Consider the following 14,337-nt stretch of genomic DNA (forward strand, 5'->3'; position numbering starts at 1 on the left):
AGCGGATCGGCGCCGCGCTGCACGGTCGGTGGCGGCACGCTGGCGCAGGCGGCGAGCATGCCGGCGGCCAGGGCGGCCAGCAGCAGGCGGAAGGTTGGATGCTTGCGGTTCGGGATCATGGGTCGACTCTACGGGTCCTTGCGGCGCAATTGGGCGCGGCGCGCTTCGATGCGCTTGCGGATCTGTTCCATCTGCTGCTGCACCTGGGTGGGTGCCGGTTGCGTGGAAGGGGGTTCGTCCGGTGTCTCGGCGTCCTGCGTCGCCACCGGCTGCGGCACCCGCACTGGCGGGGCTTCGCCGTCGCCGGTCCAGGTGCGCAGTTCCAGCGTCCTGCGCCCGCCCGGCCCGTCGAACACGGCCGCGCGCGGCTGCAGTTCGACCAGGCGCCAGCCGGCGATCGCGTCGGCCGATTCGCCCATGCGCACGCTGACCGATTCGCCGCCCTGGGTGGGCTCGATGATCGCCAGGTTGATGCCGGGCGCGATCAGCACGCTGTTGAGCACGTAATCGAAGCCATTACCGGCGGTGGCCGCGCGGCTCTCGCCCGGCGAAAGCGCGAAGGCATGCAGGCGGCGGTCGCGCGCGAACACTGGCCGCGAGACGGCCTCGGTGTATTCGGCCAGCGGGTCGAGATGGGTGGCGACGGTCGCCTGCAACTGCGGGATCGGTTGCGCCATTGCCGTGTCCACGTCCGCGACCGATGCGTGCGCACCGACGCCGGCGAGCGCCAGCACCCAGGCACGCACCGCCGCGCCGGCGACTGCTGCCAACACGCGGGTCAAGGGACGGACCCGTTCGAGACGGACGGGGTCAGGGCCCATGGGCGACTCCCGTTGCGCCACGCAGCGACGCGGGCGCGAGATAGCCGTGCAGGTCGAATTCGACGTCCAGTCCGCTGTCGTTGCGGCCGGCGCCGCCGGGCCGCTCGAAGAAGCCCTGCGCGACCACGCTCAGGTTGTCCACGAACAGGCGTGGGCTGCCGCCTTCCAGGGCATGCAGCAGGGCCACGGTTTCGGCATTGCCGCAGCGCAGGCGCACATGCACGCCAACCCGCTCGAAGCGTTCGTTGTTGCCGCGTCCCGCGTCGATTGGCGTGCGGGTGCTGATGGCGCAACCGGCGTTGCCGGGACTGGCGCGCTCGACTTCGGTTTCCAACCGTTGCGCCAGGCCGGCGAATGCGAGTTCGGCGCTCGCCTCCGGCAGGAACACCGGCACTTGGCGGTCGGCCTCCATCGCCTCGCGCAGGCGCGCGGCGACATCGGGTGCCTGCTGCAACTGGATGCGTGCGCGCTGGCTGCGCTCCTGCAATGCGCGGATGCTCGCTTGCGCGTCGCGCATCGGCAGCGTCCACCACGGATGCACCAACAACAGGTAGGCCAGCACCAGCGCTGCAAGCAGCAGGCCCAGCGCCAGCCAGCGGTCGCGGTCAGTGACGGCCTGCATTGGCGCCTCCGGTTGCAGGTGCCCCGGGTACTTCGGATGCCGCCGGCACCGCGAGATCCGCGGCCAGGGTGAACCGGTCGCGGCCGCTGCGTGCATCCGGCTGCAACGCGCCGCTCAACGCCGGCGAGCGCCACGGTGCACCGCCTTCGAGGCGCCCGACCAGCGCCGAGGCTTCGCCGCTGCGGCCGATCAGCAGCAGGCGATCGTTGTCGATCGCCAGCTTGTCGATCCAGGTGTTGTCGGGCAGGCGCCGCGCGAGTTCGTCGAGCACCTCGACCGCCACCGGGCGCTGCTTGCGCAGCCCTTCGACATGGCTGCGCCCGTCGATCAGGTCGACCAGCTGCTGCCGCTGCAGCGACACGGCACGCGCCTGCTCCACTTCGCCGGCAACGCGCGTTTCCAGTTCCGCGAGCGCATCCTGGCGGTTGTGCAGCAACTGCGCGAGGGCCAGCCCGCTCGCCAGCAGCGCGACCGCGGCCAATGCGAGGTTGGGCAGCAGCGCGGGATCGCGCCGGCGTCCGCGGCGCGCGCGTGGCAGCAGGTTCACGCCAAGCGGCTTGCCGGCGTCGTCCTCGATGTCCACGCCGGCCAGCGTGTCGGCCACCGGCCCCAGCGCCGCCAGGCGCGCATCCAGGGTCGCCTTGGGAACCACGACGAGTTCGGCTTCGACCTGGCCTTCGCCGCCACCGCGCCCGAGCAGGCGCGCATCGAACGCAACCGCTTCGGCGGTGAACGGTGTCTGCCGGTCGATTTCGAATGCCATGACCTCGCGCAGGCGGTCGCCCGCGGCCGCGGGCAACACCATGCGCCGGCGCAGTCCGGACGCGGCGGGCAGCAGCAGCCAGCGCGGCAGGTCGGCCTGCGCCGCGGACGGTTCCGGCAATGGCTGGTCGGGACGCAGCAGCAGGCGGCCACGATCCAGGCCGAGCGCGCGGCGCCAGCCCGGCGGCAGCCAGGCCGCGAGCGATCGTCCCCACCAGGCGAAAAACCCGGCGAGGCGGCCGTCACGGTCGCGCAAGGACTTCAACGTGGCGATGCTCCCTCCTCCCAGCGCAAGGCGGTCCATGCGGAACCCGGCAATCCGTTGCCGCCGCTGCGCACGACCACGCGCAGGACCGCAGTGCGTCCGCGGATGCTTGCGCGGCTCTCGATACTATACGTGCCGCTGTTGCCGGCAACGAGGGGCGGCGGCGTCCCGCCGACGCCCATTGCAGCCCGCACCAGCGGTGGCGCGGCGGCCGGATCGGGCACCGCCAGGCCGCTGTAAACGGTCACAAGCGGGGCGAGGCGCGCATACAGGTCCGGCGTCATGCCCAGCACCTGCTCCACTTCGGCGATGCTGCGCATCGGTTCGTTCGCGGGGCCGTAGCCACGCCCGGCCTCCCGGTACTGGGGTTCCTCGGCACCACCGGCCGGTTGGGTCAGCGGGTCCGCATCGCGCCAGTCCAGGATCGCCCCGGCCACCTGCATCGCCGCGCGGTCGTCCAGGCCCAGCTGCTGCATGAGTGCCGAGAGGAGACTGGCATCGGCCATGTTGAGGTCGACCTTGCCCTGCTCGTCGACGATGCGCACCGTCACTTCCGCGTCGCCGAACTGCCATGTCCGCTCGCTGCCGTCGGCCGTCCAGCGGAACCGCGGATCGGCGGCGGCCGCGCGCACGATGGCGTATTCGATGCCGGCACGGGCGGCCTCGCGCGCTTCCAGCCCGCGCGCGAGCACCTGGCCCTGCAGGTGTTCGGTGCGCGCGGCGAGCGCGAACGTGCCCACCAGCGCCGCCAGCAGCGTCACCAGCCACAGCACCAGGAGCAGGGCCGCGCCGCGCATGCGCGTCATGGCGATGCCACCGGCATGGCGTAGCGGCCCGCGAGGGGCAATGCCACCAGCAATGGCGGCCATGCATCGCCATTGGCCCCGGTGATGCTGATGCGCACCTGCAACGGCAGGGCTTCGGCCACCTGCCAGCGCGATTGCCAGGGGCCCGGCTGTTGCCTGTCGTCGAGGCCGCGATATTCGAAGTGCACCGCGCGCAGTCCTTCGGCCAGCACTTCCGGCACAAGCCGCTCGCGTTGCTCCACCACGCGGCCGCCCTGCACCAGCTCGAAGCCGGCCACCAGCCGCACGCCATCGCCGTCGCGCTCGATCCGCAGCCGGTGCAGGTGCGGGCCGCCACGGCCGAGGTAATCCGGCAGGTCGGCGACGAACGCCATTTCGCGCTCGCTGCCGGCGAATCGTCGCGCCAGGCCGCTGTCGGCATCGATGTCGAACGCGACCGGCCGTGCCGATGCGATCCGTGCGCGCAGGAAGCCGAGCACCGCGCGCATGTGTTCATTGCGTTGCGCCAGCGCTTCGCCGCGCTCGGCAGTCGCGCCCGCGGCACGCAAGGTGGCGAACGCAAGCCCCAGGCCCGCGGCCAGCAGGGCGGTGGCGAGCAGGATCTCGACCAGGGTGAATCCGCGCACGCGCTTCGTCGCGGCAACGCTCATGGCAGCACCGCGATCGGATCGGGGCGCACCAGCCGCAGGGACTCCAGCCGCAGGCGCCTGGCCGGATCCCCGTCGTCGTCCCAACGCACCTCCAGCGACAGCTGCAGCAGGCGCGGTGCCGCCGGATCGATGAAGGCGTCCGGCGGAAGCAGCGGATCCACGTAGGGCTCGACGTCGAGCGTCCATCGATACCGCCCCTGTTCGAACACGCCGTCGCGATGTCCTTCCTGCAGCACGGTGCCGACACCGACATCGTCGAGCAGCGATTGCGCGTGCAGCGCCGCGCGCCCGGCATCGTCGGCCCAGCGCACCTGGCGCGAGGCCCCCGACAAACCGCCCAGCAGCAGCGTCAGCGCAAGCGCCAGGATCGCGAACGCCACCAGCACCTCGATCAGCGTGTATCCGCGTACCGCCGATCGTGGGAGCGGCGGAAGCCGCGATGCGTCGGGCCGCATCACTGCGACTCCACCCGCGCCGCCCGCACTTCGCCGGTCAGCCAGGCCACGTCCACGTCCCATGCGGCTTCGTCGATGGCCATGCGCACGCGCCCGCCGGTGGAAGCGCCGTCCGGGAAGAACACGATCGCGCCGATACCTTCCGCCGGCTGCACTTCGCGCGCACCGGTGAAGACGATGGACAGCTTCGGCGACAGTTCGCCACCGCGCTCCTTCGGCGCGGTCCATGCATGGGCGGCGGGATCGATCGTGAAACGCTGCGGCTCTCCGGTGGCGAGCGCCTGGGCGCGGGTGAACCGCAGCTGCGCCGCGACTTCCTTCGCCGCCGAGCGCAGGCGCATGCCATCGGTGCCGTCGCCGATCGCAGCCGCGGCCAGCAGGCTGGCCAGCGCGACGATCGCCAGCACGAGGACGACTTCGAGCAAGGTGAATCCCGCGGTCCGGCGCATCGTCGCTGCCACCGCGTTGCCTATTCGAACTTCACGTCCGCATCCACGCTTTCGCCGCCGGGCTGCCCGTCCTTGCCCAGGCTGGCGAGCTCAAAGGCCTGGCCTTCGCCGGGCACGCGGTAGACGTAGGGGTGGTTCCAGGGATCCTTGAGCTCGCCGGCCTTCGCATACGGACCGAGCCAGCCGGCGGCGTTGGCGGTGTTGTCGACCAGCGCCTCGAGCGCCGGCGGCAGCCCGCCGGTATCCATCTCGTACTGCTGCACCTTCTCGGCCAGCGTCTGCACCTGCGCCCGTGCCAGGTTCGCCTTGGCCCGATCGCCGCCACCGAGGATACGGCTCGCGGCGAATGCCACGATCCCGCCGATCAACACCACGACGAGGATGATCTCGATCAACGAGAAGCCTCCCTGCGATGCGCGCTGTCCGACTCGCGGTTGCATGTGCTTTTGCATCTGCTTTTCCTGTTTACCGTTCACCTGTTCACCGTTCATCCAATCACGGAAGTCAAATCGTAGATCGGCGTCAGCACCGCCATGATCACCACGCCGACCACCAGCGCCATCACCAGGGTCACCACCGGCACCAGCGCCGCCAGCATCCGGTCCAGCGCCAGCGAGGTCTCCTGTTCGAACGTGTCGGCGGTCTTGAGCAGCATCGTGTCCAGCGCGCCGGATTCCTCGCCGACCTGGACCATCTGCAGGGCCAGGCGCGGGAACCGCTTGCCGCGCCCCAGCGCGAACGCGAGCCCGGCGCCGTTGCGCACTTCCTCGGTGGCGGCATCGACATCGGCGGCCAGCGCCCGGTTGCCGAGCACGTTGCGCGCGATGCCCAGTGCGGTCAGCAGCGGCACGCCGTTGCGGAGCAGCGTGCCCAGCGTCCGCGCCAGGCGCGCGACCTCGATCCGCGCGACCAGCCCGCCGGCCAACCTGCGCTGCAGGATCCATTCGTCGAAGCGCGCACGGAACGCCTGGTTGCGCAGCCGCCGGTCCAGCCACAGCAGGGCCAGGCACGGCACCACCAGCAGCACGATCCACCAGTCGCGCACGAACATGCCCACGCCGAGCACGACCTGCGAGAACCACGGCAGCGGGGCGTCCAGGCTGTCGTACATGCCGGCGAACTGCGGCACCACGAAGCCGAGCAGGAACAGCAGGCTGAGTGTCACCATCAGCATCAGGATCGCGGGGTAGATCATCGCGTTGACCACGCGCCCCTTGAGCGCGCGGCTGCGCTCCAGGTATTCGGCCAGCCGGGCCAGGGTCTCGTGCAGGCTGCCGCCGGCCTCGCCGGCGCGGACCATGTTGACGTAGAGCTTGCCGAAGGTGCCGTGCTGCCGCTCCAGCGCGGCCGAGAGCGAACTGCCGCCGCGCACGGCGTCGCGGACGTCGGCGACGACGTGGCGCGCGGCCGCGTCCTCGGGCAGGTCGAGCAGGATGGTAAGCGCGCGGTCCAGCGGTTGGCCCGCCCCGAGCAGCGTCGACAGCTGCTGCGTGAACTGCACCAGCCGCGCGCCGGCGAAGGGCCTGGGCTTGAACAGCGCGCGCCAGGCATGGGCGCCATCGCTTTCGGACGCCAATCGCGCCTCGACCGGCAAATGCCCCTGTTCCTGCAACCGCGATGCGACTTCGGAATCGTTCGCCGCTTCCATCTGCCCGTCGAGCATTTCACCACGCGCGTTCAGCGCCCGATAGCGGTAGAGCGGCATCAGCGCGACTCCCGCCATCCGGCTCCCGGCTCCCGGCTCCCGGCTTCCGGCCTCATGCGTCCTCCGTGACGCGCAGCACTTCCTCGATGGTGGTTTCGCCGGCCAGCGCCTTGGCGATGCCGTCCTCGTACATCGTGCGCATGCCGGCCGCGCGCGCCAGCGACTCGAGTTCGCCCATGCCTGCGTGGCGCATCACCGCACGGCGCAGCTCGTCGTCCATCACCAGGAATTCGAGGATGGTGGTCCGGCCCAGGTAACCGGTCGGCGACAGCGCCGACGGTCGCGGGCGATACAGGAAGATGTCCCCATGGGGTTGATAGCGGCGCAGGCCGAACTTCTCGATCTCCTCGGCGGAGGCCGGGTAACGCTCGGCGTGCGTCGGTTCCAGCCTGCGCACCAGGCGCTGGGCGAGTATGCCGTTGACCGTCGAGGTCAGCAGGTAGTCCTCCACGCCCATGTCCAGCAGCCGGGTGATGCCGCCGGCGGCGTTGTTGGTGTGCAGCGTGCTCAGCACCAGGTGTCCGGTGAGCGCCGACTGGATCGCGATGCGCGCGGTTTCCAGGTCGCGCATCTCGCCGATCATGATGATGTCCGGGTCCTGGCGCACGATCGAGCGCAGCGCGTTGGCGAAATCCAGCCCGATCTGCGGCTTGGCCTGGACCTGGTTGATGCCTTCGAGCTGGTATTCGACCGGATCCTCGACGGTGATGATCTTGACGTCGTGGGTGTTGAGCTTCGACAACGCGGTGTACAGCGTCGTGGTCTTGCCCGAACCGGTCGGGCCGGTGACCAGCAGGATCCCGTGCGGCTGGCGCAGGACCTGTTCGAACTGCGGCAGGAAGGCGTCGGTGAAGCCCAGCCGCTGGAAGTCGAAGACCACCGTTTCGCGGTCGAGCAGGCGCATCACCACCGATTCGCCGTGCGCGGTGGGCATGGTCGACACGCGCAGGTCGAGTTCGCGGCCCTGCACCCGCAGCATGATCCGGCCGTCCTGCGGCAGGCGGCGCTCGGCGATGTTGAGCTTCGCCATGATCTTGATGCGCGAGATGACCGCGGCGGTCAGGTTCTGCGGCGGCGCCTCGCCTTCCTCGAGCACGCCGTCGATGCGGTAGCGCACCTTGAGCCGGTTCTCGAACGGCTCGACGTGGATGTCCGAGGCGCGCAATTCCACCGCGCGCTGGATCACCAGGTTCACCAGGCGGATGACCGGCGCCTCGGACGCGAGGTCACGCAGGTGCTCGACGTCGTCGCTGTCCGCGTCGCCATCGCCGGATCCGCTGCCGTCCAGCAAGGCGCCCATCGCGCTGCGGCCCTGGCCATGCCAGCGCTCGACCAGGTCGTCGATTTCCGAACGCAGCGCCACCGCCGCGCGGACCTCGCGGCCGCATGCCAGGCGCACGGCATCCAGGATGTAGGGATCCTGCGGGTCGGCCAGCAGCACGTCGACGCGATCATCGGTTTCCGCGACCGGCACGACGTGGAACTGCTTCATGAATCGCGTCGACAGGGCCGCGCCCTCGGGCGGCAGCTCCGGCGCATCGCGCGTGTTCATCAAGGGCAGGCCCAGCACCGCGGCGCAGGCTTCGGCATGGTCGCGCTCGGACACCAGGCCCAGCCGGCCCAGCAGGGCCAGCAGCCCGCCACCGGCCTCTTCCTGCAGGCGGCGCACGCGGGCCACATCGACGTCCTTGAGCTTGCCGCGCTCCAGGAGCGCCGCCACCACGCGTTCGTCGGCGCCGTGTGGATCGGTGCTGCGTTCGCCGGTTGTAGTGGTGTCTGCGACTGCGTTCACGCCGGTGCGGCCTCCCTTGCGGCCACCGACTCTAGCAGGTCGGCGGGGCGCTCCGCCGCTGGAAACGGCTACACGGAAAGGGAATGAGGGGAATAGGGAATGAAGGGAATGGAGGGTCCAGGGCGCGACTGTCAACCATTCCCCTCATTCCCTTCATTCCCCATTCCCGCCGTTGGCGTCAGCCGAGGCTGGCGCGGGCATTGCGGAACATCCGCATCCACGGCGACTCGTCCGGCCAGCCTGCCGGCGCCCAGCTCATGTTGAGCGTGCGCGGCGTGCGCTCCGGATGCGGCATCAGGATGGTGCTGCGGCCGTCGGCGCTGGACAGGCCGGCGACGGCGTTGGTAGAGCCGTTCGGGTTGGCCGGATAGCGGGTGGCGGCCCTGCCGTCGCCGTCGACGTAGCGCAGCGCCACGCGCGCGGCCGCGAGGTCGACGTCGGTGTCGAATTCGGCGCGACCCTCGCCATGCGCGATCGACACCGGGATGCGCGACCCGGCCATGCCGCGCAGGAACAGCGACGGCGATTCGACCACCTCGAGCATGCCGAAGCGCGCCTCGAACTGTTCGCTGCGGTTGCGCAGGAAGCGGGGCCAGTGGTCGGTGCCGGGAATGATCGCCTTGAGCTGGCTCATCATCTGGCAGCCGTTGCACACGCCGAGCGCGAACGTATTGGCGTCGGCGAAGAACGCTTCGAACATCTCGCGCAGCGCCGGACGCTCGAGGATGCTGGTGGCCCAGCCGCGGCCCGCGCCGAGCACGTCGCCGTAGCTGAAGCCGCCGCAGGCGGCCAGGCCGCTGAAGCCTTCCAGCGTGGCGCGACCGGCGACCAGGTCGCTCATGTGCACGTCGTGGGCGCTGAAGCCGGCGCGTTCGAACGCGGACGCCATCTCGACCTGGCCGTTGACGCCCTGCTCGCGCAGGATCGCGACCTTCGGCCGCGCGTTCGTGCCGATATGGGGCGCGGCGATGAACGGCGCGGCGATGTCCTCGGCCGGATCGAACACCAGCTCCGGCTGCAGGCCCGGTGCGTCGAAGCGCGACGCGGCGGCCAGTTCCTCGTCGGCGGACTCGGGGTTGTCGCGCAGCCGCTGCATCGCATGCGTCACCGACCACCAGGCGCCGAACAGCGCTTCCCATTGCCAGGCGGCGAGCACCTTGCCGCCCTGGAGCACGCGCACCTGCGGCGCGGTGGTCGGGCGCGCGATGCGCTGCGCGCAATCGACCAGGCCATGGCGCGCGACCAGGTCGGCGAACGCGACGCGGTCCTCGGCGGCGATCTGCACGACCGCGCCGAGTTCTTCGTTGAACAGCGTGCGGAACACGTCCTCGATGCGGTCGGCGCCCCAACCGTCGAGCACGATGTCCAGGCCCAGGTGGGAGCAGAACGCCATTTCCGCCAGCGCGGCGAAGGCGCCGCCGTCGGAACGGTCGTGGTAGGCCAGCAACAGGCCGGCCTTGCGCGCGTCGCGGATCAGTTCGAAGAATGCGCGCAGGCGGCGCGGGTCCTCGATGTCGGGCACGCCGGCGCCATCGCCCTCACCGCGGAACGCGGGCAGCGTGCCGGTGCCGCCGGCCTCCGGATGGCATTGCGCCAGGATCGAACCGCCCATGCGCTGCCGCCCCGCACCCAGGCCGATCAGCCACAGTTCGGTCTCGCCCTCGCGCGAAAGCAAGGGCGTCAGCTGCGCGCGCACGTCGGCCACGGGCGCGAACGCAGTGACCACGAGGGAGACGGGCGACACCGACTTCTGCGGGGCGGGACTCGGGACTCGGGACTCGGGACCCGGGGTCCATTGCGCCTGCATCGACAAGGAGTCCTTGCCTACCGGAATGCTGAGCTCCAGCGCCGGACACAGCTCCATCGCGATCGCGCGCACCGCGTCGAACAGGCGCGCGTCCTCGCCATCGTGGCCGGCGGCGGCCATCCAGTTGGCCGACAGTTTGATCCGCTCGAGCGAATCGACGGGTGCAGCGCACAGGTTGGTGATCGCCTCGCCGACCGCCATGCGTGCGGCCGCTGCCGGATCCAGCAGCGCCAGCGGCGTGCGTTCGCCGATCGCCATCGCCTCGCCCGACGTGCCTTCGTAACCGGACAGGGTGATCGCACAATCGGCCACCGGCAGCTGCCAGGGCCCGACCATCTGGTCGCGCGCGGTCAGGCCGCCGACGCTGCGGTCGCCGATGGTGACCAGGAAGGACTTCGCCGCCACGGTCGGGTGCGCGAGCACGCGCAGGCCGGCGTCGTGCAGCTGCAGCGCCGCGGTGTCGAGCTGCGGCCATCGCGCCGGCGCCGGGCGCTCGGTGTCGCGATGCATCTTCGGCGGTTTGCCGAAGAGCACATCCATTGGCAGGTCGATCGGCAGGTCGGGGGACCGGGGACCGGGGACCGGGGACCGGGAAGAACCGGGATCGTCGCTCTCCCCGGTCCCTGGTCCCTGGTCCCCGGTCCCGAAGTAGCCGGCGACGAGTCGCTCTTCCTCGGTCGCGATACCGACCACGGCGAAGGGACACCGCTCCCTGAGGCAGATCGCGGCGAACTCGGCGACCCGCTCCTGCGGCAGGCCGAGGACGTAGCGTTCCTGGGATTCGTTGCACCACAGCTGCAGAGGCGACAGCGAGGGATCGTCGCTGGGCACCTTGTCCAGGTCGATGACGCCGCCCACGCCCGAATCGTGCAGCAGCTCCGGGATCGCGTTGGAGAGGCCGCCGGCGCCGACGTCGTGGATCGACAGGATCGGGTTGTCGTCGCCCAGCGCAACGCAGGCATCGATCACTTCCTGGCAGCGGCGTTCCATCTCCGGGTTGTCGCGCTGCACGCTGGCGAAATCGAGGTCCTCTGCGCTTTCGCCCGAGGCCACGGAACTGGCGGCGCCGCCGCCCAGGCCGATCAGCATCGCCGGGCCGCCCAGCACGATCACCGCGTCGCCGGGAGACAGCGGGCGCTTGGCCACCATCGGCCGATCTACCGCGCCCAGGCCGCCGGCGAGCATGATCGGCTTGTCGTAGGCACGCGCCAGCCCCTGGCCTTCGGCCAGCTCGAAGCTGCGGAAATAGCCGGTGAGGTTGGGACGGCCGAACTCGTTGTTGAACGCCGCCGCGCCCAGCGGCCCGTCGAGCATGATCTCCAGCGCCGGTGCCATGCGCGGGTTCAGCGCACGCACGCCTTCCCACGCCTGCGGCAGCGTCGGGATGCGCAGGTGCGAGACGCTGAAACCGCACAGGCCGGCCTTGGGCTTGCCGCCGCGGCCGGTCGCGCCTTCGTCGCGGATCTCGCCGCCGGCACCGGTCGATGCGCCCGGGAAGGGCGCGATGGCGGTCGGATGGTTGTGGGTCTCGACCTTGATGCAGAACGCGCTTTCGGCAAGCTCCTCGGCGCGGTACTCGCGGGAGTGCGGGTCCGGCCGATAGCGCCTGGCCGGGAAGCCGGCGACCACCGCGGCGTTGTCGCTATACGCCGACAGCGTGTGTTGCGGCGTGCTGGCATGGGTGTGCCTGATCATCCCGAACAGCGACACCGGCTTGCCGTCGCGCTGCTGGTCGCGGCCGTCGATGGTCCAGCTGGCGTTGAAGATCTTGTGCCGGCAGTGTTCGGAGTTGGCCTGCGCGAACATCATCAGTTCGACGTCGGACGGGTCGCGCCCGAGGCCGCCATAACGGTCGCGCAGGTATTCGATCTCGTCGGCGGCCAGGGCCAGGCCCAGGCGCGTGTTGGCCGCTTCCAGTTCCGCCAGCGCGATGCGCTCGAGCGCGCCGCGCGCCGGAGCAGCGAACATCGCCGCGCCCTGCCCGCGCTCGGCGATCAGCGACTGGGTCATCGGGTCGTGCAACAGCCCGGCGACGGCCTGCTGCGCCGCCTCGTCCGGGGGCCAGCCGGACAGGTCGATGCGGATGCCGCGTTCGACCCGCTTCACCGGCAGCCGGGCACCGTGCAGCAGCTCCGTGGCCTTGCTCGCCCAGGGCGAAATCGTGCCCAGGCGCGGCAGCACGAAGCGCGACCGGGCGCCGGGCGCGAGCGGCTGGAAGCTTTCGCCGGCCTGCAGGATCCGGCCCAGGGTCGCGCGGTCCGGCGCGGCATCCGGTTCCGGTTCGATCCAATAGGTGAACCACGCGCCGAGCACGCGCACTTCGGCGGCCATGGCGGAGTTGATGCCCGAAATCCGGGCTTGCAGCCGCTCGAGGCGGAACGGCGACAGGGCCGGGAGGCCCTCGAGGACGATCATGTCCGGCGGAAACCGTGTGGAAACGGGCCGGCCCTTGTACCTATGGCGAGCCCGTGGCGGTGCTGGCTGCCGGATGCGCGCCCTTGGCGAGCTGATCCAGCATCGTCCGCATCCGCGCCGGCGGCACGTAACCCCCCAGCTGGACGCCGTCGGCCGTCAGGACCATGGGGGTGCCGGTCAGGCCCATGCGCTGGCCAAGCGCGTACTGCATGGTGACCGGATTGGTGCAGTTGGCCGAGGCCACCGGGCGGTCGTTCGTGGCTTCGGTGAGCGCCCTGGCCCGGTCGGCCGAGCACCACACCGCGACCATCTTGCGGAAGTCCTCGCTGCCCAGGCCCATGCGCGGGTAGGCAACGTACTCGAACGCGATGCCGCGCTTGTTGTACTCGGCGATCTCGCTGTGCATCTTGCGGCAATAGCCGCATTCGACATCGGTGAACACCGTCACCGTGTACTTCGGGTCCTTCGGCGCGAACACGATGCGGTCCTTCGCGGGGATGGTGCGCAACAGCTCGGCGCGCAGCTTCTGCATCGCCTCCTCGCCGACGTCGGTCTTGCGGCCGATGTCGTAGACCGTGCCCTGCACCAGGTACCTGCCGTCGTTGCTGACGAACACCACCTGGCCGCCGATGATCGCTTGCTGGAACCCCTTCAGCGGAGCGTCCTCGATGCGTTCGATGGGCATGTTCGGGTCGAACCCGAGCAGGGCCGCGCGCGCCTTGGCCGCAGCGTTACCCGCCGCGGCCGGCTTGGCGGGGGCATCGGAACCGGCGGCAGGCGCCTTGCCGTCCCCGGCGCAGGCGGAGAGGCTGGCGATGGCGAACAGCAACGGCAGGAGGGTCTTCATCCGCGGATTATCCCATGCCGGCCACGACCCACGCCAATCCCGGAACATGGTGGGTCCTGCGTGCGTTCACGCGCGCGGATGGTGTTTCTGGTGCAGGCGCTTGAGCTGTTCCCGGGCCACCAGGGTGTAGACCTGGGTGGTGGACAGCGAGCTGTGGCCGAGCAGCATTTGCAGTGCGCGCAGGTCGGCGCCGTGGTTGAGCAGGTGGGTGGCGAAGCTGTGGCGCAGGCCGTGCGGGCTGATCTTCGCCGGATCGATGCCGGCCGCCGCCGCATGACGCTTCACCAGTGCCCAGAACTGTTGCCGCGTCGGCGCCTCGCCGCTGGCGTTCAGGAACAGCGGCGCCAGCGCACGCTTGCCCGCCAGCTTCGGCCGCGCCTGGTCGAGATAACGCTGCAGCCAGTGCACGGCCTCCTCGCCCAGCGGCACAAGGCGTTCCTTGCTGCCCTTGCCGGTCACCCGCAGCACGCCCTGGCGCAGGTTCACCGCGGTCGAGGGCAGCGTCACCAGCTCGCTGACGCGCAGGCCGCAGGCGTACATCAGTTCGAGCATGGCGCGATCGCGCAGGCCTTCGGGCGCATCGACATCGGGTGCGGCCAGCAAGGCGTCGATCTGCGATTCGGGCAGGGCCTTGGGCAGCGATCGCGGCAGCCGCGGCGGCTCCAGCAATGCGGTCGGGTCGTCGTTGCGCAGGCCGCGGCGCACCGCATGGGCGAAGAAGGCGCGCAAGGCCGACAGCAGGCGCGCATTGCTGCGAGGCGAGTAGCCGTTGCGAGCGCGCCATGCGAGGAATTCGAACAGGGCGCCGCGGTCGGCGCCCGCCAGGCCGCCGGCTGCGCCGTCGCGCCAGCGCGCCAGGCCTTCGAGGTCGCGCCGGTAGCCGGCCAGGGTCTGGCGCGCCAGGCCGGATTCGGCCCAGGCCGCGTCCAGGAATGCTTCGA

13 protein-coding genes are annotated in these 14,337 nt (G+C 70.7%); all 13 read right to left on the reverse strand.

Annotated elements, in window-relative coordinates; all coding sequences use genetic code 11:
* Positions 1-128: 128 nt before the first annotated feature.
* Positions 129-782 carry a hypothetical protein gene (locus QAA18_RS10780; RefSeq protein WP_279412945.1) on the reverse strand — a complete coding sequence of 218 codons (654 nt, stop codon included), beginning with the start codon at positions 780-782 and terminating at the stop codon, positions 129-131.
* Between the two features lie 28 nt (positions 783-810).
* Entirely contained in the window at positions 811-1,443 is a 633-nt protein-coding gene (gene gspM, locus QAA18_RS10785) for a type II secretion system protein GspM (RefSeq protein ID WP_279412946.1), read from the reverse strand.
* Positions 1,427-2,470, reverse strand: coding sequence for a PilN domain-containing protein (locus QAA18_RS10790; RefSeq protein ID WP_279412947.1), 1,044 nt, complete (start codon positions 2,468-2,470; stop codon positions 1,427-1,429). The genes gspM and QAA18_RS10790 overlap by 17 nt, the downstream gene beginning before the upstream one ends.
* Positions 2,467-3,276 (reverse strand): type II secretion system protein GspK, encoded by an 810-nt coding sequence (locus QAA18_RS10795; protein ID WP_279412949.1) that lies wholly within the window; start codon positions 3,274-3,276, stop codon positions 2,467-2,469. The genes QAA18_RS10790 and QAA18_RS10795 overlap by 4 nt, the downstream gene beginning before the upstream one ends.
* On the reverse strand, positions 3,273-3,926 hold the full coding sequence (locus tag QAA18_RS10800; protein WP_279412950.1) for a prepilin-type N-terminal cleavage/methylation domain-containing protein: 654 nt from the start codon (positions 3,924-3,926) through the stop codon (positions 3,273-3,275). The genes QAA18_RS10795 and QAA18_RS10800 overlap by 4 nt, the downstream gene beginning before the upstream one ends.
* Positions 3,923-4,381: a prepilin-type N-terminal cleavage/methylation domain-containing protein gene (locus QAA18_RS10805; protein WP_279412951.1), complete on the reverse strand. Its 459-nt coding sequence runs from the start codon at positions 4,379-4,381 to the stop codon at positions 3,923-3,925. The genes QAA18_RS10800 and QAA18_RS10805 overlap by 4 nt, the downstream gene beginning before the upstream one ends.
* A complete protein-coding gene (locus tag QAA18_RS10810; protein WP_279412953.1) occupies positions 4,381-4,830 on the reverse strand; it encodes a GspH/FimT family pseudopilin in 450 nt (149 codons plus the stop codon). Before QAA18_RS10810 ends, QAA18_RS10805 begins: the two co-directional genes overlap by 1 nt.
* A gap of 20 nt (positions 4,831-4,850) precedes the next feature.
* Entirely contained in the window at positions 4,851-5,282 is a 432-nt protein-coding gene (gene gspG / locus QAA18_RS10815) for a type II secretion system major pseudopilin GspG (protein WP_279412954.1), read from the reverse strand.
* A gap of 35 nt (positions 5,283-5,317) precedes the next feature.
* Entirely contained in the window at positions 5,318-6,535 is a 1,218-nt protein-coding gene (locus QAA18_RS10820; protein WP_279412955.1) for a type II secretion system F family protein, read from the reverse strand.
* 52 nt (positions 6,536-6,587) lie between these two features.
* Complete coding sequence (gspE, locus tag QAA18_RS10825) at positions 6,588-8,327, reverse strand: type II secretion system ATPase GspE (protein WP_279412956.1); 1,740 nt, start codon at positions 8,325-8,327, stop codon at positions 6,588-6,590.
* A gap of 178 nt (positions 8,328-8,505) precedes the next feature.
* Complete coding sequence (gene purL, locus QAA18_RS10830; protein ID WP_279412957.1) at positions 8,506-12,549, reverse strand: phosphoribosylformylglycinamidine synthase; 4,044 nt, start codon at positions 12,547-12,549, stop codon at positions 8,506-8,508.
* Positions 12,550-12,589: 40 nt separating this feature from the next.
* Positions 12,590-13,396, reverse strand: coding sequence for a DsbC family protein (locus QAA18_RS10835; protein WP_279412958.1), 807 nt, complete (start codon positions 13,394-13,396; stop codon positions 12,590-12,592).
* Between the two features lie 66 nt (positions 13,397-13,462).
* The coding region (gene xerD, locus QAA18_RS10840; protein WP_279412959.1) for a site-specific tyrosine recombinase XerD at positions 13,463-14,337 on the reverse strand (875 nt) is incomplete at its 5' end.

It is taken from the genome of Luteimonas sp. 8-5 (assembly GCF_029763755.1).
Lineage (GTDB): Bacteria > Pseudomonadota > Gammaproteobacteria > Xanthomonadales > Xanthomonadaceae > Cognatiluteimonas.